This is a genomic window from Streptomyces sp. NPDC094034 (genome assembly GCF_040303865.1).
In the GTDB taxonomy this organism is placed as follows: Bacteria; Actinomycetota; Actinomycetes; order Streptomycetales; family Streptomycetaceae; genus Streptomyces.
On the sequence record NZ_JBEOUD010000003.1, the window covers coordinates 61833 to 81746 of the forward strand.

The 19914-nt window shown below is 71.5% G+C and carries 13 protein-coding genes and 1 tRNA gene; 5 read left to right on the forward strand and 9 right to left on the reverse strand.

Annotated features, from left to right (window positions below; all coding sequences use genetic code 11):
* Positions 1-3 precede the first annotated feature (3 nt).
* Entirely contained in the window at positions 4-1815 is a 1812-nt protein-coding gene (locus tag ABTZ59_RS04490) for a SelB domain-containing protein (RefSeq protein ID WP_351390422.1), read from the forward strand.
* Positions 1816-1854: 39 nt separating this feature from the next.
* On the opposite strand, the gene ABTZ59_RS04495 is transcribed toward ABTZ59_RS04490, so the two are convergent.
* Positions 1855-1948: transfer RNA gene (locus ABTZ59_RS04495), tRNA-Sec, on the reverse strand.
* 182 nt (positions 1949-2130) lie between these two features.
* Between ABTZ59_RS04495 and selD the strand changes: the two genes are divergently transcribed.
* A complete protein-coding gene (selD, locus tag ABTZ59_RS04500) occupies positions 2131-3159 on the forward strand; it encodes a selenide, water dikinase SelD (RefSeq protein WP_351390426.1) in 1029 nt (342 codons plus the stop codon).
* A 72-nt stretch (positions 3160-3231) separates the two neighbouring features.
* On the opposite strand, the gene nrfD is transcribed toward selD, so the two are convergent.
* From nrfD to ABTZ59_RS04520, 4 genes are all read right to left on the reverse strand, one after another.
* Positions 3232-4284: an NrfD/PsrC family molybdoenzyme membrane anchor subunit gene (nrfD, locus tag ABTZ59_RS04505; protein ID WP_351390430.1), complete on the reverse strand. Its 1053-nt coding sequence runs from the start codon at positions 4282-4284 to the stop codon at positions 3232-3234.
* The gene (locus tag ABTZ59_RS04510; RefSeq protein ID WP_351390433.1) at positions 4281-5300 is read right to left on the reverse strand and encodes a 4Fe-4S dicluster domain-containing protein; all 1020 of its coding nucleotides are present in this window, start codon (positions 5298-5300) and stop codon (positions 4281-4283) included. Before ABTZ59_RS04510 ends, nrfD begins: the two co-directional genes overlap by 4 nt.
* Positions 5297-8632 carry a formate dehydrogenase gene (fdh, locus tag ABTZ59_RS04515; RefSeq protein ID WP_351390436.1) on the reverse strand — a complete coding sequence of 1112 codons (3336 nt, stop codon included), beginning with the start codon at positions 8630-8632 and terminating at the stop codon, positions 5297-5299. Before fdh ends, ABTZ59_RS04510 begins: the two co-directional genes overlap by 4 nt.
* A gap of 256 nt (positions 8633-8888) precedes the next feature.
* Positions 8889-9269 carry a hypothetical protein gene (locus ABTZ59_RS04520; protein ID WP_351390439.1) on the reverse strand — a complete coding sequence of 127 codons (381 nt, stop codon included), beginning with the start codon at positions 9267-9269 and terminating at the stop codon, positions 8889-8891.
* 193 nt (positions 9270-9462) lie between these two features.
* Here ABTZ59_RS04520 and ABTZ59_RS04525 point away from each other — a divergent pair, with 193 nt between their 5' ends.
* Positions 9463-10173 carry an ABC transporter ATP-binding protein gene (locus ABTZ59_RS04525; protein WP_351390442.1) on the forward strand — a complete coding sequence of 237 codons (711 nt, stop codon included), beginning with the start codon at positions 9463-9465 and terminating at the stop codon, positions 10171-10173.
* 248 nt (positions 10174-10421) lie between these two features.
* On the opposite strand, the gene ABTZ59_RS04530 is transcribed toward ABTZ59_RS04525, so the two are convergent.
* Positions 10422-10622, reverse strand: a complete 201-nt coding sequence (locus ABTZ59_RS04530; protein ID WP_351390445.1) for a hypothetical protein — start codon at positions 10620-10622, stop codon at positions 10422-10424.
* A 414-nt stretch (positions 10623-11036) separates the two neighbouring features.
* The gene (locus tag ABTZ59_RS04535) at positions 11037-14399 is read right to left on the reverse strand and encodes a S8 family peptidase (protein WP_351390449.1); all 3363 of its coding nucleotides are present in this window, start codon (positions 14397-14399) and stop codon (positions 11037-11039) included.
* A gap of 386 nt (positions 14400-14785) precedes the next feature.
* Between ABTZ59_RS04535 and ABTZ59_RS04540 the strand changes: the two genes are divergently transcribed.
* The gene (locus tag ABTZ59_RS04540) at positions 14786-16390 is read left to right on the forward strand and encodes a hypothetical protein (protein ID WP_351390452.1); all 1605 of its coding nucleotides are present in this window, start codon (positions 14786-14788) and stop codon (positions 16388-16390) included.
* A 91-nt stretch (positions 16391-16481) separates the two neighbouring features.
* Here ABTZ59_RS04540 and ABTZ59_RS04545 read toward each other — a convergent pair whose 3' ends face one another.
* Together ABTZ59_RS04545 and ABTZ59_RS04550 are read right to left on the reverse strand one after the other, a co-directional pair.
* Complete coding sequence (locus tag ABTZ59_RS04545; RefSeq protein ID WP_351390457.1) at positions 16482-16880, reverse strand: RidA family protein; 399 nt, start codon at positions 16878-16880, stop codon at positions 16482-16484.
* Positions 16877-18070: an acyl-CoA dehydrogenase family protein gene (locus tag ABTZ59_RS04550; RefSeq protein ID WP_351390460.1), complete on the reverse strand. Its 1194-nt coding sequence runs from the start codon at positions 18068-18070 to the stop codon at positions 16877-16879. The genes ABTZ59_RS04545 and ABTZ59_RS04550 overlap by 4 nt, the downstream gene beginning before the upstream one ends.
* A gap of 125 nt (positions 18071-18195) precedes the next feature.
* Here ABTZ59_RS04550 and ABTZ59_RS04555 point away from each other — a divergent pair, with 125 nt between their 5' ends.
* Positions 18196-19905: an AMP-binding protein gene (locus ABTZ59_RS04555; RefSeq protein WP_351390463.1), complete on the forward strand. Its 1710-nt coding sequence runs from the start codon at positions 18196-18198 to the stop codon at positions 19903-19905.
* Positions 19906-19914 lie beyond the last annotated feature (9 nt).

The following is a 19914-nucleotide window of genomic DNA, read 5'->3' on the forward strand; positions in this document are numbered from 1 at the left end:
CGCGTGCATGTCGTCGCCACCGCCGGACACGTCGACCACGGAAAGTCCGCCCTGCTGCGGGCTTTGACCGGGATGGAGCCCGACCGGTGGGCGGAGGAGCGGCGCCGGGGCATGACCCTGGACCTGGGATTCGTGTGGACCCGGCTGCCTGGCGCCGGGGAACTGGCCTTCGTCGACGTACCGGGACACGAGCGGCTGGTGGGCAACATGCTCGCCGGTGTGGGACCGGTCCCCGCCGTGCTGTTCGTGGTCGCCGCGGACCAGGGCTGGCAACCGCAGTCGGAGGAGCACCTGGCGGTCCTGGACGCGCTCGGCGTGCGCCACGGGGTGCTCGCCGTCTCCCGCGGCGATCTGGCGGACCCGGCGGCCGCGCGCGAAGAGGCGCTGGCCCGGATCGCGAAGTCCTCGCTGGGAGCCGTGGCGTCCGTGGCCCTGAGCTCGGTGACCGGCGCCGGTCTGGACGAGCTGCGTACGGCGCTGACCGAACTGGTCCGCGCGCTCCCCGCTCCCGATCCCGTCGCGGACGTACGGCTGTGGATCGACCGCGTCTTCACGGTGCGCGGCCGGGGCACGGTCGTCACCGGCACACTCGGCGCGGGCGCGATCCGGGTGGGCGACCATCTCGAACTGGCCAGGGACGGCAGGCCGTTGCGGGTACGGGGCCTGGAGACGCTGAAGGAGCCCCGGCAGGAGGTGAGCGCGGTCGCCCGGGTGGCGGTCAACCTGCACGGGCCCGGCGCCGGGGCGCCGCGCCGCGGGGACGCGCTGCTCACCCCGGGGCGCTGGCTCACCACCGACATGGTGGACGTACGGCTGGGCGGCGCTCTCCGCGGCGATCTGCCACGGCATCCGACCCTGCATGTCGGCTCCGCGGCCGTCCCCGTGACGCTCCGTCCGCTGGGCGAGGACACCGCCCGGCTGAGGCTCGCCGTACCTCTGCCGCTCCGGATCGGCGATGTCGCGTTGCTGCGCGACCCTGGGCGGCACCATGTCCCGGCCGGGGTCACGGTGCTGGACGTCCGCCCGCCACCGCTCACCCGGCGTGGCGCCGCCGCCGCCCGGGCCCGTGAACTCCACGCGGTGACCGGACCGCCGGACGGAGCCGTGGAGCTGCGCCGCCGGGGGCTGGCGCGCCGCACGGAACTGGTCGCGATGGGGGTACGTCCGCCGTCCGACCCGGTGGCCGGAGAGTGGCTGGCCGACCCCGCCCACTGGGCCGGACTGCGCGACAGGCTCCGTCAGGCCGTCGAGGAGCACGCCGTCCGCCATCCGCTGGATCCCGGCCTCCCGTTGGAGGCGGCCCGTCAGACGCTCGGCCTGCCCGAGCGCGGTCTGGTCGAGGCGCTGCTGAAGGCCGGCCCCGGGCTGCGGCAGCGCGACGGCCGGCTCTACGGCGACCGGGCCCGTCCGGCGCTTCCGCCGCCGGTCGAGGCGGCCGTCGAGGCGGTACGAGCCGACTTGGCCCGAGCCCCGTTCCGCGCCCCCGAGGCCGAGCGGCTGGAGCGGCTCGGTCTGACGTCCCGTATGCTCGCGGCGGCCGCGGCGGCCGGGGCCCTGCTGCGTATCGGAGACGGGATCGTGCTGCTGCCGGGCGCGGACGCGCGGGCCGCGACGGTCCTCTCCCGGCTGGAGCAGCCGTTCACCGCGAGCCAGGCGCGCCGGGCCCTGGACACCACTCGCCGCGTCGCCATCCCCCTGCTGGAACACCTCGACCGGCGGAACTACACGATCCGCCTCGACGGCGCTCTGCGCCGCTGCGTGGCGGGCGCGGCGGGCGGTCCCCGGGACGGGAGAGGCCCGACCGATGCGGGCTGAGGGCGCCGGACCTCCCGCGCGCCCTGACACTGCCGCTGAGCGGAGACGGACGGGAATCGAACCCGCCTGCCCGAGTTGCTCGGGCACCTCGGTTTTGAAGACCGGGAGGGCCACCAGGCACCTCTACGCCTCCCTGCCGGACCTTCAGCCGCGCGGCCCGACCGAGGGCCCATCGAATCTCCCGGTCGGGCGGGTGTCAACGCGCCGCGCTGGGACCGCGGTCCCGTACCGGCCGCGGTACGGGGCCGGTACGGGAGCCGACGCGAGAGCCCAATCGAGAACCGACGTGAGAGCCCACGTGAGAAGGGAATCGTGATGACGACGACAGCGGCCCGGCGGGGCGGCGTCCGGCTGACCCAGTACGCCCATGGCGGCGGCTGCGCCTGCAAGATCCCCCCGGGCGAGCTGGAGGAGGTCGTCGCCGGACTGACCGGCCGCACACCTCTCCCGGGCCGCGGCGCGGACCTTCTCGTCGGCCTGGACAGCGGGGACGACGCCGCCGTGGTGCGGCTGCCGGGCGGGGCCGGCGCACAAGCCGTCGTCGCCACCGCCGACTTCTTCACCCCGGTGGTCGACGATCCCTACGACTGGGGCCGGATCGCCGCCGCCAACGCGCTGTCCGACGTCTACGCCATGGGCGGCTCCCCCCTGGTGGCCGTGAATCTGCTGGCGTGGCCCCGGGACGTCCTCCCTCTCGCACTGGTACGGGAGGTGCTGCGCGGCGGGCTGGACATCGCGGCCGAGGCGGGCTGCCATGTGGCGGGCGGCCACAGCGTGGACGACCCGGAACCCAAGTACGGCATGGCGGTCACCGGCGTCGCCGATCCCGCGCGTCTGCTGCGCAACGACACCGGGCGACCGGGGATGCCGCTGTCACTGACCAAGCCGCTGGGCCTCGGTGTCCTCAACAACCGGCACAAGACCACCGGCGAGGTCTTCCCCGAGGCCGTGCGGACCATGGTGACGCTCAACCGCGACGCCGCGGCAGCCGCCCTGGCGGGGTCGGCGGTCTGCGCGACCGATGTCACCGGATTCGGCCTGCTCGGGCACCTGTACAAGCTGGCGCGTGCCTCAGGGGTGACCGCCGTGGTCCACGCCTCGGCGGTCCCCGTCCTCGACGGGGCGAGGGAGGCCGCCAGGGACGGATATGTGAGCGGCGGCACCCGCCGCAATCTCGACTGGGTCGCTCCGCACACCGACTTCGGCGGTACGGACGAGCTGACCCGGCTGCTGCTGGCCGACGCCCAGACGTCCGGCGGACTGCTGGTGGCCGGGGAGGTGCCCGGGGCGCCGGTCATCGGGGAACTCGTCCCCGAAGGCGAACACCGGCTGGTCATCCGCTGATCCGGCGTCGGACCGCGCGGGCAGCGGGTCCCGTACGGTCGCCGTCGGGGCCCGTGACCGTACCCCGCGATGTCACGATCCGTGTCGCCCGGCGTCTCGCTCGCTCAGGCGTTCCCGCTGCGGCACCACGACATAGGCGGGATCCTCCGTGGACGCGACGCCCGCCTCGAACGTGCCGAAGCGTTGCAGGGCGCTGCCGGCGAGCAGGGCCAGCCCGGCCGCGGCCGCGGCCGGGCGGTTGCGCCGGGCGACGGTCAGCGCGGCGAGCGCCCCGCCCAGCGTGAGGTATTCCGACGCCCGACGCAGCCGGTGCGCCCGCCCGGTGGTGTACGCCTTGGTCACCAGGCCGGGACGCCGCTCGATCAGCCGGGAGGCGACGAGTTCCGCCGCCGCCCCGGCCGCGCCGAGCCGACGGGCGGGACCGGCCTCGGCCACCGGCGCCAGCAGCATCCCGAGGCCGCCTCCGCTCGCCGCCGCGGACCCGGTGAACACGAACGGCATCTCCCGGCGGGCGTCGTGCCAGGCCGGCACGGCCGTCTGGGAGAGCAGCACGGCCGTGTAGGAGGCGAGCCCGGGGGCGAAGACGGCCGCGGACAACCCGGCCGGGCGCGCGGCCATCCGCAGCAGCCGTCCGGGCAAGGTGGCGCGCGAGGACGCGGGCAGCAGCTCGGCCGTGGCCGCCACGGCGCTGCCGGGCCCGAAGGCCACGAGGATCCAGGTGCCGACGGACATCGGGGAGGTCGGCTTCGCGACCCGCAGCATGTGGTGGAACCGCTCGGGCCGGCCCAGGTCCGCGACCAGCAGATACGTGCTGGCCACCAGGGCGCAGAAGCTGCCGAGCCGGCTCGCCCGGCGCAGCGCCGGACGCCCGGTCAGATCGGCACCCGCCCCGAGCAGGGCCGAACTGGCCGCCAGCCCACCGGTGAACAGGTACGCCGGGATCTTCCACTCCCACACGGGTGGCTTCAGCACGGGCCGGCCGTAGTAGGAGCGGAATTCCGTGCTCGGTACGACCGACCGCTCACCGCTCCCGTCACCGCCCGGGCCCGCGCCGCCTGTGCGCGCCCGGACGCCGGTCGAGCCGGCCCGGCCGCGCGGCCCGCGCGGGCTTCCGTCGTCGGTCATCGCGGGCCTCCGCCCAGGAAGACGGCGGCCGAGGCGGCCAGCAGGGCCGAGGCGGCCACGCCCGCGTATCTCCACATCGCGGGCAGGTCGCGCGTGGGCACGACCGGGTCCGGTGGCAGTCCGTACACCTCGGGCTCGTCCAGCAGCAGGAAGAACGCGCCGTCGCCGCCCACCCCGTCGTCGGGGTCGCGGCCGTACAGCCGGGCCTCGGCGACTCCGGCCTCGTGCAGCCGCGCCAGTCGCCGGTCGGCCCGCTCCCGCAGCTCGTCGAGCGGGCCGAACTGGATGGAGTCCGTCGGGCACGCTTTCGCGCAGGCCGGTTCCAAGTCGCCGCGCAACCGGTCGTAGCACAGGGTGCACTTCCAGGCCCGTCCGTCGTCGGGCCGTCGGTCGATCACCCCGTAGGGGCAGGCGGACACGCAGTAGCCGCAGCCGTTGCAGATGTCGTCCTGCACGACCACGGTGCCGAATTCGGTACGGAACAGGGCCCCGGTGGGGCACACGTCGAGGCATCCGGCGTGGGTGCAGTGTTTGCACACGTCGGAGGACATCAGCCAGCGGAAGGCCGTGCGGCTCTCCGCGCCCGTGCCGGCGCCCGGCAGTTCGAAGGAGGGGAATCCGAGGTGGACCGGGGCGGTGCCGAGATCACCGCCGCCTCGTTCGGCATGAGCGAGCGCGTCGGCCACCGCTGCCTCGGCGCCATCGGTGCTGGAGGGGCCGGTAGGAAGGGCGGCCAGGCCCGCGTCCTGCCGGCCCAGCGGACGTTCCTGCTCGATGAAGGCGACGTGCCGCCAGGAACTCGCCCCGAGCATGCCGGTGTTGTCGAACGACATGCCCAGCAGGTCGAGGCCGTCCTCGGGCACGTTGTTCCATTCCTTGCAGGCCACCTCGCAGGCCTTGCAGCCGATGCAGACGGAGGTGTCGGTGAAGAAGCCCACCCGGGGCGGGTGGTCGCGGTGGCCGGCGTCCGCCGCGGGATCCGCGAGCGCCCCGTACAAGCTGTGCTCGTGCGTCATGCTGGTCCCTCCGATGGGCCCGGTTCGGTGTGGGGCGGCCGGGGGCCGTCGCCGACCGTCACGATGCGGGTGCCGGTCTCCCGCGTGATCCCGGCCCGGCCGCGGTAGCCGTCGACGTACGTCAGCAGGGCCGGTCCCCGGGGGCGGCGCCCGGGCCGGATATCGCAGGTGAGCACCTTGCTCTCCTGGATGAACACATTCGGCTCCGCCACCACGCCGATCAGGTCGTTGACCACGTCCCCGGTGGTCAGTCCGCGCTGCCCCCAGTGGTAGGGCATCCAGACCTGGTGGACGATCCGGCCGTCGATCCGCAGCGGCGCCATCCGGTCGGTGACGACGACCCGGGCCTCCACCGCGGTCCTGCTGGTGATCACATGTCCCCAGTCCAGATGGCGCAGGCCGCGTTCGGCCGCCAGTTCCGGTGACACCTCCACGAACAGCTCCGGCTGAAGCTCCGACAGATACGGGAGCTGCCGGCTCATGCCGCCCGCGGTGTGGTGCTCGGTGAGCCGCGCCGCGGTGAAGACATAGGGGAACACCGCGCTGTGCGCCTCGGGCGGGGCGGGGTTGGACGGGTTGTCGGGACGCCCGTACACCTTCCGCACGGGGTTGGCCTGCTGACCGTAGAGGAGGTTGCGCGTGGGCGACTCGTGCGGCTCGTAGTGGGTGGGCAGCGGACCGTCCGCGAGTCCGGCCGGGGCGAACAGCCACGCCTTCCCGTCGGACATCATGATGAACGCGTCGTCGCCGCGCAGCGCCTCGGTACCCGACGCCCCCTCGGGCGGCCGGTAATCGGGCGGCTTGCCCTTCTCGAAGTCCGGTGTGTCGCGCCCGGTCCACTCACGCCGCTGCTCGTCCCACCAGACGAGGGCCTTCCGCTCGCTCCACGGCCTGCCCTGCGGGTCGGCGGAGGCGCGGTTGTAGAGCACGCGCCGGTTCATCGGCCAGGTCCAGCCCCACTCCGCGTCGTACGGCCCCTGCTCGAACCGGGACTTACGGCGCCGGGCCTGGTTGATCTCGTCGGCGTACACCCCGCTGTAGATCCAGCAGCCGCAGGCTGTGCTGCCGTCGGCCCTGAGGTCGGCGTAACCGCTGACCGTCCGCCCGGTGCGCAGGTCGATCCCGTTGATGTGGCGCAGCACGTCCGCGGCGGACGGCTCGTCGCCCTCGGCCAGATAGTCCCAGGCCAGATCGAGGACGGGGCGATCGCGCTCGTCGGCGGAGCCGGCCAGCCTCGCCTTGAGCCGCCGGCCCAGCTGGTAGAAGAACCACAGCTCCGACCGCTGGTCACCGGCCGGCTCGACGGCCTGGTCCCGCCATTGCAGCATCCGCTGGGTCTGGGTGAAGGTGCCGGACTTCTCCACGTGCGAGGCCGCGGGGAAGAAGAACACCTCCGTGCGGCAGCGCTCGGTGACGATCTCGCCGGTCTCGGTCTCGGGGGCGTCCTTCCAGAACGTGGCGCTCTCGATCATGGCGAGGTCGCGCACGACCAGCCAGTCGAGGTTGGCCATGCCCAGGCGCTGGAGCCGGCCGTGGGCGGAGCCGACGGCGGGGTTCTGGCCGAGCAGGAAGTAGCCGAAGACCTTCCCGTCGATCATGTCCATCGCGGTGCGGTACGTACCGTGGTCGCCGTTGATCCGTGGCAGGTAGTCGAAGCAGTAGTCGTTCTCCGCCGTCGCCGCGTCGCCCCAGTACTCCTTGAGCAGCGAGATCATGTAGGCGTCGGCGTCGCCCCAGAATCCCTTCTGGTCGCGGGGGCGGACGGTGTCCAGATAGGCGGCCAGGTTCCCGTGGGTGACGTCCGGCATGGGCAGATAGCCGGGCAGCAGATTGAACAGGGTCGGGATGTCCGTGGACCCCTGGATGCTGGCGTGGCCGCGCAGCGCGAAGATCCCGCCGCCGGGACGGCCGATGTTGCCCAGCAGAAGCTGGATGATCGCCCCGGCCCGGATGTACTGGGCGCCGACGGAGTGCTGGGTCCAGCCGACGCTGTACACCAGGGCGGCGGTGCGCTCCCGGCCGGAGTTCGCCGTCCAGTCGCGGCAGACTCCCAGGAACAGCTCTTGGGGTACCCCGCAGATCCGCTCCACCATCTCGGGGGTGTAGCGGGAGAAGTGCCGCTTGAGCACCTGGAACACGCAGCGGGGATGCTCCAGGGTGGGGTCGGAGGCGATCTCGCCGGCGGCCCCTTCGACGGCCGGACCGCTGGCGCCGTGCCGGTACGGCGCGGACTGCTCCTTGTCGTGGCAGCCGGGTCCCGCGTGGGGGCCCGGTCCCTCCTCCGCCTCGGGGCGGCTCGGTCGCCGCGCCGCCTCGGTGCTCTCGTACAGCCAGCTCGACGGGTCGTACGACGCGGTGTGCGGGTCGTACCCGCTGAACAGCCCGTCCAGGTCCTCGGTGTCCTGGTACCGCTCGCTCAGCAGGAACGGCGCGTTGGTGTACGACCGCACGTACTCCCGGAAGTCCAGACCGTTGGACAGGATGTAATGGATCACGCCGCCGAGGAAGGCCATGTCGGTACCGGCCCGCAGCGAGACGTACTGGTCCGCCAGTGCGCTGGTACGGGTGAACCGCGGGTCGATGTGGATGACCCGGGCACCGCGAGCCTTGGCCTCCATCACCCACTGGAACCCGACCGGATGGGCTTCGGCCATGTTCGAGCCCATGATGATGACGCAATCGGAGTTGGCCAGGTCCTGCTGGTAATCGGTCGCGCCGCCGCGCCCGAACGAGGTTCCCAGACCGGGAACCGTGGCGGAGTGTCAAATACGCGCCTGGTTCTCGACCTGTAGTGCTCCCAGGGCCGTGAACAACTTCTTGATCAGGTGGTTTTCCTCGTTGTCCAGTGTCGCGCCGCCGAGGCTGGCGATGCCCATGGTGCGCCGTAGCGTCTTCCCGGCCTCGTCGGTGTCCTGCCAGCCCCTGCGCCGCGCGTCCAGCACCCGGTCGGCCACCATGTCCATGGCCGTGTCCAGGTCGAGGTCCTGCCACTCGGTTCCGTAGGGCGGCCGGTAACGCACCTTCAGCTCGCGCTGGGGGCCGGTGACGAGCTGCTTGCCGGCCGAGCCCTTCGGGCAGAGACGACCGCGCGAGATCGGGCTGTCCGGGTTGCCCTCGATCTGGATGACCTGTTCGTCCTTCACATAGACGCGCTGCGCGCAGCCCACCGCGCAGTAGGGGCAGATCGAGTCGGCCACGCGGTCGGCGCTCGCCGTCCGGGGCGCGAGGCCGACGGAGCGTCCGGACTGCGCCGCCTTGCCCCGCCCCAGCGGGTCCGTCCCCACGAGCTGCCGGTATACGGGCCATGCGCCGAGCCACCGTTTCGCGCCCATCCGCCTGCTCCTTCGTGCGGTGGTGTTCACCTGGTCCGGACTGTACGCCTCAGCTCTTCGTCCGCAATTTCAGGAACGCTCCGGGAAGCCCGGACATCGCGTCCAGGGCTGGTGAGTCCCGGCCTGATCAGGCTGGGCCATCCGGGCTGACCGGCGGTGCGGGTTCGGCGCCGGTCGCTTCGGGAGGTCCGCGGTCCGCGGTCGGGCAGGAGCCGACGCCGTCTCTCACCCCCCGCGGGGTCCGGTCGGCGGCTGGTCAGACGATCTCGCCGGCGCAGGATCCGTGGGCGTCGCAGGCGTAGCAGGTGTACCGCATGCATCCGGTGCACAGCCCGATGTTCTCCAGCCGGTAGGTGTCCCAACAGCTCTCGCACGCGGCACGCTCACGCAGCATGGCGTGCCAGCCGTCGCCGCCGCCGATGGCGTCGTACGAGGCGGCGACGTACTGAGCGCACGCGGCGTCGTGGTCGGCTCCCTGCCGGGAGGACCACAGGTACCAGGAGTACACGGCGAAGAACGCCCTGCCGGTCAGCAGTTGATCGCCGGCACGATCGTCACGGAGCCATGTCTCGGCGAGCTGCCTGACGCGCTCCCCGATCGGTGGTCCGTGGCCGGGAACGACATGGTTGATACTCATCGCCGCATTATGCGGGCGGGCACGCCCTCGTGGACAGGCCCGGCGACGTCTTCGCGCCCGGCCTCATCCCGATCCGCGTCCGCCCCGTGTCACGCTCCGGATCCAGGTCCCCTACATCCCCGGGATGACCCGCGGGGCCGGTTACATCCGGGGAGGGACGTCGCCGCCGTACCGCGGCTTCTAGGTTCTTGCCATGACTACTGATCTGGACAGCTCCCCGCAGATCGTCGTGCGCCTGGACGACGTCCACAAGGAGTACGGCGACGCGAAGGCCCTGGACGGCGTCCGCCTGGAGATCCGTGCCGGGGAGGCGGTCGCGGTGATGGGGCCCTCGGGGTGCGGGAAGTCGACCCTGCTCAGCATGGTCGCGGGCCTGGACCGCCCGACGTCGGGGACGGTGCGGGTCCACGGCCAGGATCTGGGGCAGTTGGACGAGACCGGGCTGGCGCTGTTCCGGCGGCGGCACATCGGCATGATCTTCCAGTTCTTCAATCTGATCGACGATCTGCCGGCACTGGACAATGTCGCGCTGGCCGCCCAGCTGACCGGTACGTCCGCCCGCCAGGCGCGCCGCCGGGCGCTGGAGCTCCTCGACGAGCTGGGCGTCGCCGGCCGCAAGGACACCTATCCGGCCGCGTTGAGCGGCGGGGAGCGTCAACGAGTGGCCGTGGCACGGGCGCTGATGAACCGTCCGGCCCTGCTGCTGGCCGATGAGCCGACCGGCGCGCTCGACAGCCGCTCGGGCGAGCAGGTCATGGACCTGCTGATCGACCTCAATCAGATCGGGCAGACCCTGCTGATCGTCACGCACGACCCGCGTCTCGCCACCCGGTGTGCCAGTCGTCTGATCGAGGTCGCCGACGGCAGAGTGGCCCGCGAAAGCACACTGGAGTCGACCGGGTGAGCGCCATGTGGCGGGCCTCCTCCGGGATTTCCCGATGTGTTGACGCACCTGAGCGCGAAACGCCCGAAAGGTAATTCACGCGCGGACATCCGGCAGCCGGGCGTTCCCTTCCGTGGCACTCCGCGCATCCAGCGCCATCCAGCGCCATTCAGCCGGAATATACGGACGAATATGCGGACACAAACGGACCCGCCGGGCCGGAAATCATCTCCGGCCCGGCGGGGTTTCTCTCGTATGGTGCGGAATTGCTAGCGCGACAGGCCCGCGGGCTGAGCGGAACCGACGACCTTGCCGACGGCGTAGGCGCCCGTGACGAGAGCCGCGCCACCCGCGAAGGCGAGGGCAGGCGTGGCCAGAACCGGAGACGTCTCATGCGCCAGCCAGCCGGGGGTCTCCTCGGAGAGCCCACCGAGGCCCTCCATCTGTGCGTTGAACTTGTCTTCGATCATTTGTCCCTCCCCAATGAGGAATGTGCGGTGGACGGTGGACATACGGAAGGCGGCCGGGGAAAGGGATGGATGCGCAGCCCTTTACCTGCTCGGACTCACCCGGGATGAGATACAAGCAGCTATTCGAACTGGACGAGTATGACGTGGATCACACCGCAAATGGAATGGATAATTCCAACGCCATGTGGGCGCCATGACATTTATCAGACATGCGCATGACATACGTCAGTCGAAGCCATGAGGAACCTCACCTTGGGGGCACCGGCTCCGCGGTGGTGGTGTCTACACGTATCCGCCCATCACTGTGACAGAGGTCACAGATCCATAAGCGGTCGGCCGGCAGCGCGACGCCGCGCCCGGGGAAGGACGTTCATCCCCCGGGCGCGGCCGACTACGGGTCAGACACCTGGCGCACTACTTCAGCAGGTACGCCTTCACGATGGTCGTCTCGTACGTGTTGCCGTTCTTGTCGGTGAGCTTCGCCTTGAACGAGACCGACTTGGCCGTCTTCGGGTGGCTCAGCGACAGGCTCTTCTCGCCGTCCTTGCCGGTGGTGACCGGGGCCTTGGCCCACTTGGTCCCACCGTCGTAGGAGACCTGCACGGACAGGGACTTGAAGCCCTTGCCCGCCGCCGGGCCCTGGAGGGTCAGCGGAACGGTGAGCTTCTTGCCGGCCGCCGCGGCGCTGCCCAGATCCAGCTTCGGGGCGAAGCGGACGGTGGAGAGCGGAAGGGTGGCGATGGTGTCATCGGCGGGCTTCTTCGAGGCGAACGCCCACTCCGCGGTGATACGGGTGCTGACGCCTGCGACCTTGGTGGAGCGCGACGCGTCCGTGCTGATGCGGTACGCGGCCGACTTCGCGGGCAGACCCTCGATGAACTGGCAGAGACCGTCCTTCTCGTCCAGGACGTTCTTGCCGTCGATGGTGATCAGCGTGCGCTGCTTGGACACCTCCGACTGGCCGAAGTGGCCGGCTCCGTCGGTGAACACGGGGATACAGACGGCCAGTTCGTTCCCCAGGCGCAGCGCGGTGTTGTCCTTGTCCACCTTCGGGCTGAAGACACCGACGTTGTACGTCTTCTCGTAGGTCTTCTTCGCCTGGTACGCGCGGGGCGGATCGGACTGGAGGTACACGCCGCCCTCCTCGCCCGTGCCGTCCTGGCCGATGCCGAACTCCCATGTGAAGCCCTTGGGAGCGGTGACATACGTCTTGGCCGTGGCGGGCAGGGCGAACGGCTGGGTGATCGTGCCGACGCCGAAGGACCCCTGGGCGGTCCAGAACGGGTTGATCGTGCCCTTGCGGCCCTTGGCCGAGGCGCCGGTCGTGATGTTCACCAGGGCCAGTTCACTCTTGGACGCGGTGTGGCTGAAGCCGGTGTACAGCGAACCGGTGCGGTTGTAGAGGAGGCTGTAGCTGGTACTGCCCTTCTGCCAGGTACCGCCCACCTGGCTGCTGAACTCCTCGGCGGGCAGCGCCGCGCCGAGCTGCGCGGTGCGGAAGCCCTGGAACGAGTCCAGGAACCAGGTGCTGCCGTAGCCGCTGTCCCCCGTCTGAAGGGAGTAGTTGACGTACGCGTCGCCCGGCTTCGCGGAGTCCGGCGCCGTGATGGAGATGGGTTTGGCCTTGCGGGCGTCGAAGGTGACCGTGGTGTCCTTGGTGACCGAGTACTTCGGCCGCACCATCAGCGCGATGTCCGGGGGCGTCTCGCCGCCGTTGGGGGTCTGCACCGGCGCGTCGAGCGCGTACACGCCCTTGGGGACCCGGATCTTGGCGATGCCGTCGCCGTCGGTGTCGTACGGGTTCTGCCAGAAGTCGGCGGTGAGACCGTAGACGGTGGTCTCGGCCTGGGCGGGCTTGCCCTTGGTGTCGATGAACTTCATCGTGAGGTCGTACGACTCGACCTCGCGGGTCACGGCGAACGACGTACGGGCCTGCTGACCGCCCTCGGTCGCCTTGGCCGTGACCGCGCCGGTGTATGTACCGTCCAGGGTGCCGACGCCGGTGTTCGCGGTGAGGTCGACGTCGGCCGTGCCGCCCGCGGGTACGGTGACGCGCTGCGCGCCGAGCGCGAAGAAGCCGGCCGGGGCGGGCTTGCCCTGGGGGCCGACCGTCGCCACCGACAGGTCGAGCGTCACCGGCTTCGCACCGCTGTTGCGGTAGGTGAGCCGCTTGGTCACCGGCTTGTCGTCGGTGTGCGGCCACTGCTGGACGCCGAAGCCCAGCGACGTCTGCTCGCTCACCACCGTCTGGGTGATCGCCCTGGCCACATCGGCGCGGCCGGTGCCCTGCTGATGGGCCGTCAGTCCGTTGCTGGGCTTGGCGGACGCGGTCAGCGTCTGCTTGATCCGCTGGCCGGTCCAGTCCGGGTGCTGCTGGGCGAGGAGCGCGGCGGCGCCCGCGACATGCGGGGTCGCCATCGAGGTGCCCGACATCGACACATAGCCGTCGGCCGCCGGGCCACCGATCTGCCCCTGGGCCGCCTTCGCCGCGACGATGTCCACGCCGGGCGCGGTGATGTCCGGCTTCAGCGAGCCGTCGGCCGTCGGACCCACGCTGGAGAAGTCGGCGATGTTGTCGGCGCGGTCGACCGCGCCGACGGTGAGCGCGGACGCCGCGCTGCCGGGCGAACCGATCGTGGCGGCGCCGGGACCGTCGTTGCCCGCGGCGATGACGAAGAGGACGCCCTTCTCGGCGGAGAGCTTGTCGACCGCCGCCTCCAGCGGGTCCGTCTCCGTGGTGTCGCCGCCGCCGAGACTGAGGTTGGCCACCTTCGCGCCCTGGTCGGCGGCCCACTGCATACCCGCGATGATGCCGGAGTCGTCACCGAATCCGGAATCGTCGAGCACCTTGCCGTCGAGGATCTTCGCACCGGGCGCCACGCCCTTGTACGTGCCGCCCGACTTGGCGCCGGAACCCGCGGCGGTGGACGCGACATGCGTGCCATGGCCGAAGTGGTCGATCACGTTGCCCGAGCCCGAGAAGTCCTTCTGGGCCAGCTCCACGCCCTTGAGGTCGGGGTGGGTCTCGTCCACGCCGGTGTCCAGGACGGCGATCTTCACGCCCTTGCCGTCGTATCCGGCCTGCCAGGCGGCGGGCGCGCCGATCTGCGGAACGCTCTTGTCCAGGCTCGCCCGGCGCTTGCCGTCCAGCCATACGCGCTCGATGCCCGGCGCGACCGTACGCTCCCCGCTCCGCCGCTCGCCGGTCGCGGTGAGGGCGCGCCACACCTCGGACGTACCGGTCTTGGGCGCGGTCACCGCCTCGCCCTTGACCGCGGGCAGGACGCGACGTACCGAGACGTCCGCGGCCGAGATGGCCGACTTCGCCCGCGCCTTGTCCTCGGCGGCCTTGGCGTACGACACGATCAGCGGGAGCGTCCCGCGGTGCGCGTCGTCGTAGCGGTCCTCGATCAGCCGGCTGACATTGAACAGTCGCCGGTCCAGCTTGCCCTGGGCCACCAGCCGGGACGCGTCCGAGGGCAGCACATAGGTGGCGCCCGCTATGCGGTTGACGGCTATTCGGACACCCTCGCGGCCCTTGGCCGGCTCCACCCGGGTCACCCGGCCCTTGGCGTCCACATGGACACGGTCGCCGGTGATCAGGGTGACCACGGACGGCTCGCCCTTCGCCTGCCGCGCCTTCGCGGCGAAGGTCTCCGCGCGCTCGCCGGCCGAAGCACCCCCGGACGTGGCCCCCGAGGCGGCACCCGTCGTGAGCCCCGCGGTGAGCAGCGCCGCCACCATGGCCGCGCCCGCCCTGCTTGTCTTTCTGAGCAACTCTCCCCCAAAGGTGAGGTGTTGTGTGAAACGAGCCCGAAGCGACGCCTGCCGGGATGCGTGCTGATCAACCGGATCCAACGTCGGCACGGAAGACGGCGGGCGGGCCCGAGGGGTTCCTTCGCACAACCGTCGAATTGACGCCACGTTTCCGACCGCCTTCGGCCATGTCCCGATGGCAGTGGGCCCCCAACTGGGCCCGGGGGCCCTCCGCTTGGGCCCGGACCCATCCTTAGGCTGCGGTCACTTGGGGGAACGGGAGACGACGCGGGCGAGGAGAACCGATGAAGGGCGCGGAAAGGTTCCACAGATGGCATGCGCATGACCTCCCACTCGTTCCCCCGTCGCGACGCGACCGGGGACAGGGAGGGGCCGAATACGCCGCGATGGTCGGTGTCGTCTCACTGGTCGTCGCGGCGATCGTCGGGCTGAGCGTGCCCGCCGACACGGCGACCGGGCTGAAGAGCGCGGTGTGCCGAATACTCCACCCGCTCAGCGGCGCCGAGGCGTGCTCCTCCGGCGACTACGCGGGCGACGAGGGCGGCGGAGGCGACGGCGGGGGCGGAGGTGGCCCCGACGATCCCTTCGTACCCAACGGCGACCCCTTCGAGCCCGCGAAGTGTCTGCTGTCCCAGGACCAGACCAAGACCACCGTCGTCATCCAGATCCTCTTCATCAAGATCAGCAACTCGGAGACGGTCAAGCTCCAGCAGTGGTCCGACGGCACCGTCACCCTGGAGCGCGTGACCGAGAGCGGAGGCGGTGTCACGGCGAGCATCTCCGCGGGCATCCCCGGCCTGAAGGACTGGGGCGGCAGCGCCTCGCTGAGCGGCAGCTATGTGAAGGGCAGTGGCAGCGGCGGGCAGTGGCTCTTCAACGGGAACAAGACCGGCGACACCCAGGCGGATCTGGCGGCCAACCTGGAGGACGCGCAGCAGTTCGCCGAATACCTCAAGGCGATGGACGACTGCAACAGCCGGCCCGCGGGACCACGCTCCTCGGAACTGGGCATGATCTGCGGCTACCACGCGAACAAGAAGAAGCCCGACCTCGATCCCGAGAAGGCGCCCGACGTCGACATCACCAAGACGTCCGTCGAGGCGTCCGGCGGAGTGAGCTTCGGAAAGTCCTTCAAGGGCAACGGCAAGAGCGGGAAGGACACCAAGGGCGGCAAGGACGGCAAGGGCGCCGACGGCCCCAAGGACCTCGGCAGCATCTCCTTCGAGGGGCTGTCGGGTTCGATGACCGAGGACGTGGTGGTCATGCGCGCCAAGACCGGTCCGGACGCCGGCAAGATCACGTTCGTCTACACCTTCACCGTCAGCGGTACGGCCGGTGCGGTGGGCCAGGCCAAGGGCAGCAGGATGCAGCAGGTGGCGGTCACCTATGACGCGGCGGCCTACGACCAGGAGGAGAAGGACGGCAAACCGCACCACCCGCAGAAACTGACGATCACCACCAGCCAGGAGTCCGGCGACGGACCCGGCATCCAGACCGGCGCGGGGGCCAACGCCGGTCCCGTGACGATCGACGTCGGTGGCGGCGGCGGAACCATCAACTCACGGATCCACACCGAGTCGGCCGAGGTCACACTCGACAACGACACCGACAGCACCGCCGTCGAGGACTGGCTGCGCGGACGCGGCGACGCCCCCGCGAGCAACCCGCTGCCCACCCCCTCGGACGCCGCCGAGGCGCTGGACGACGACGCGGGGCCGATCGAGCGCCTTCTGCACGACAAGGGAAAGCTCACGCGCCTCGACTACGAGGCCAACACCGACTGGTGGAACGCCTCACTCGGCATCGGCTTCGGCATCTCCGCCGGACAGCTCACCCTCGGATTCAAGCTCTTCGGGATCGACATCACCCACGAGGAGAAGAACCAGACGATCACCGGCGACCCGACCTACGCCAAGGGCCCGCAGAGCGGCGGCGCCCGGCCCTGGGTCGAATGGAAGAACTGCACCCGGACCAAGCCCATCCCCACCTGACCGGCCGTCGCCGCGAGGGGGCTGTCCATGGGGCCGGGCCACCGGTTCCCGGCTACGAGAGGCGGGCGGCCCCCGCCAACGGCCGTGCCGGTCAGGGCAGTACGGCGATACCGTCCAGCTCGACCAGCGCCTGTTCGTCCCAGAGCCGTACGACCCCGATGACCGCCATCGCGGGATAGTCACGCCCGGCCAGCCGACGCCATATCCGGCCGAGTTCCGCGGCATGGGCGCGGTAGTCCGCGACATCGGTCGCATACACGGTCACCCGGGCGAGATCGGCCGGCCCGCCGCCCGCCGCCGCCAGCGCGGTGAGGAGATTGCCGAGCGCGGTCTCGAACTGGGCGGGAAGCGTCCCCCCCACCACGGCGCCGCTCCCGTCGAGCGCGGTCTGCCCGGCCAGCAGGACCAGGCGCCCGCCGGTGGCCGTGACGGCGTGCGAGAAGCCGGTGGCGGGCGAGAGCCCGGCGGGGTTGAGGCGTTCCAGACTCATCGCGCCCGCCCCCGCTCCCGCGCCTGCTCCCGCCCTCGCTCCCGGTCTTGGCGCGAGGGTCGGTACAACTCCCCGGCGATGATGGTGCGCTGGACCTCGGTGGCGCCCTCGTAGATCCGCGGCGCCCGGACCTCGCGGTAGAGATGCTCCAGCGGATGGCCGCGCTGGAGGGCGCGGGCGCCGTGCAACTGGACGGCGGCGTCGACGACATACTGCGCGGTCTCGGTGGCGAACAGCTTCGCCATGGCCGAGCGCCGCGGCACGTCGGGGTCGCCGGTGTCGTACGCCGTGGCCGCCGCGTACACCAGCAGCCGCGCCGCCTCGGTACGGGTCGCCATCTCCGCGATCTGGTGTGCCACGGACTGGAGTTGGCTGAGCGGGCCGCCGAACGCCCGGCGCTCCGCGGTGTGTTCCAGGGCCGCGTCCAGCGCCGCCTGCGCCATGCCGACGGCGAAGGCGCCGACGCTGGGACGGAACAGGTTCAGGGTGCCCATGGCCACCCGGAAGCCGTGGTCCACCTCGCCCAGGACGTCGTCACGGGTCACGGGTACGGCGTCGAAGGCGAGGGCGCCGACGGGGTGCGGGGAGAGCATCTCGATCGGGGTGCCGGTGAGCCCGGGACGGTCGGCGGGGACGAGAAAGGCCGTGACGCCACGGGCTCCGCTGCCGGTCCCGGTACGGTTGCCGGCTGCCGTGTCCGTGCGGGCGAAGACGGTGTAGAAGTCGGCGTCGGGGGCGTTCGAGATCCAGCGTTTCTCGCCGGTCAGCAGCCAGCCCTCGCCGTCCGGAACGGCCCGCAGGGCCAGCGCGGCGGCATCGGATCCGGCGCCCGGCTCGCTGAGCGCGAAGGCCGCCACGGCGCGGCCCGCGCGCACCTCGGGCAGCCAGCGTGCGCGCTGCCCGCCGGTGCCCGCGAGGACGAGCGGATACGCGCCGAGGCCCTGGAGCGCGAGCGCGGTCTCGGCCTCCGTACAACCTTGGGCGAGGGATTCGCGCAGCAGACAGAGTTCCAGTGCCCCGGTTCCGAACAGCCTCTCCAACAGGCCGAGTTCCCCCAGGGCGGCGATCAACGGACGGTTCACCGCGCCGGGTTCGCCCTTCTCCGCGATCGGGCGCAGCCGTTCCACGGCGAGGGCGCGCAGCCGTGCGCACCAGTCGTTCTGTTCCGGATCGAGCGAGAATACGGGCATCCGGGCCCCCACTTCCAGCGCGTCTATCGCGGACCGTTGACTGTCGTCACCTTCACGATACGCTCGATGGGCGAGCCCGCCACAGCACCTCGATGGACGACCCCACCACCGCAAGGGGGCGCACCATGGAGCTGACACCGTCGGCCCACCGGGACACCTTCGCGCGCGACCATCTGCCGCCCGCGGACCAGTGGCCCCGGCTCCTTCCCCTCCCGTCCACATCGGACTCCCCGTCCGCGCCGGACTCTCCCGGCCGCCCCGTCTCTCCCGGCTATCCCGGCCGGTTGAACTGCGCGGCCGAGCTGCTGGACCGTACGGTCGAACGCTTCGGCGCGGACCGGCCCGCCTTCCGCGGGCCCGGCGGGGAGGTCTGGACGTACGGGGAGTTACGCGGGCGCGTCGACCGGATCGCCCATGTCCTCACCACCGATCTGGGCGTGGTGCCGGGAAACCGGGTGCTGTTGCGCGGGCCGACCACGCCCTGGCTGGCGGCCTGCTGGCTGGCGGTGCTCAAGGCGGGCGCGGTGGCCGTGACGGTGCTGGCCCAGCAGCGCGCGGCGGAGCTGGCCACCATGGGCGAGATGGCGCGGATCGGCCATGCCCTGTGTGACATCAGGTCGGTGGACGAACTGATCAGGGCGGAGATCCCGGGGCTGCGGATCACGACCTATGGCGCGGATTCCCCGGACGATCTGCTGCGGCTGACGGACGGCAAGCCGACGCGATACACCGCGGTGGAGACGGCGGCGGACGATGTGGCGCTGATCGCCTTCACTTCGGGGACGACGGGCCGGCCCAAGGGGTGCATGCACTTCCACCGTGACGTTCTCGCCATCGCGGACACCTTCTCGCGACAGGTGCTGCGCCCCGGGCCCGACGACCTCTTCGCGGGCAGCCCGCCGCTCGGGTTCACCTTCGGCCTCGGCGGTCTGCTGGTCTTCCCGATGCGGGCGGGGGCCTGCGCGCTGCTGCTCGAACAGGCGCGGCCCGCCCAGTTGTTGGCGGCGATCGCCCGGCACCGGGTGTCGGTCCTGTTCACCGCGCCGACCGCCTATCGCCTGATGCTGGACGAGCTGACCGCGCACCCGTACGACATCTCCTCCCTGCGCCGCTGTGTCTCGGCGGGCGAGAATCTGCCGGCGGCCACCTGGCAGGCGTGGCGGGAGCACACCGGGCTGCGGGTCATCAACGGCATCGGGGCGACCGAGCTGCTCCATATCTTCATCTCCGCGGCGGACGAGGCGATCCGGCCGGGCACCACGGGGGTCCCCGTGCCGGGGTGGCAGGCGTGCGTCCTGGACGGCTCGGGTGCGCCGGTGCCGGACGGCGAGCCGGGTCTGCTGGCCGTACGCGGCCCGGTGGGCTGCCGGTATCTGGCGGATCCACGCCAGCGCGAGTATGTGCGGGGCGGCTGGAATCTGACCGGCGACACCTACGTAAGGGAGCCTGACGGCTACTTCCGCTATGTGGCCCGCGCGGACGACATGATCATCTCGGCCGGGTACAACATCGCGGGCCCACAGGTCGAGGACGCGTTGCTGGCCCATCCCGATGTCGTGGAGGCGGCGGTGGTCGGTCTGCCCGACGAACTGCGCGGCCAGATCGTCGCGGCGTATGTCGTGGTGCGCGACGGCGTGGAGCGCGGCGAGACAACCGCGGCGGCGCTGCGGGAGTTCGTCAGGGGGCGGCTGGTCCCGTACAAGTGCCCCCGCGCGGTGGTCTTCCTGGACGCGCTCCCCCGTACCCCCACCGGCAAACTCCAGCGCTTCCGGCTGCGGATTCCCGGCCCCGGAGGGGCCGTCGACGGAGCCGGGGCCCTGTCGGAGAGGCTCTAAAGTGATCAC

Coding starts and splice junctions, on each gene's coding strand:
- selD (WP_351390426.1), top strand. CDS start 2,131: ATGACGACGACAGCGGCCCGGCGGGGCGGCGTCCGGCTGACCCAGTAC.
- nrfD (WP_351390430.1), bottom strand. CDS start 4,284: ATGACCGACGACGGAAGCCCGCGCGGGCCGCGCGGCCGGGCCGGCTCG.
- ABTZ59_RS04510 (WP_351390433.1), bottom strand. CDS start 5,300: ATGACGCACGAGCACAGCTTGTACGGGGCGCTCGCGGATCCCGCGGCG.
- ABTZ59_RS04520 (WP_351390439.1), bottom strand. CDS start 9,269: ATGAGTATCAACCATGTCGTTCCCGGCCACGGACCACCGATCGGGGAG.
- ABTZ59_RS04525 (WP_351390442.1), top strand. CDS start 9,463: ATGACTACTGATCTGGACAGCTCCCCGCAGATCGTCGTGCGCCTGGAC.
- ABTZ59_RS04530 (WP_351390445.1), bottom strand. CDS start 10,622: ATGATCGAAGACAAGTTCAACGCACAGATGGAGGGCCTCGGTGGGCTC.
- ABTZ59_RS04540 (WP_351390452.1), top strand. CDS start 14,786: ATGGTCGGTGTCGTCTCACTGGTCGTCGCGGCGATCGTCGGGCTGAGC.
- ABTZ59_RS04545 (WP_351390457.1), bottom strand. CDS start 16,880: ATGAGTCTGGAACGCCTCAACCCCGCCGGGCTCTCGCCCGCCACCGGC.
- ABTZ59_RS04550 (WP_351390460.1), bottom strand. CDS start 18,070: ATGCCCGTATTCTCGCTCGATCCGGAACAGAACGACTGGTGCGCACGG.
- ABTZ59_RS04555 (WP_351390463.1), top strand. CDS start 18,196: ATGGAGCTGACACCGTCGGCCCACCGGGACACCTTCGCGCGCGACCAT.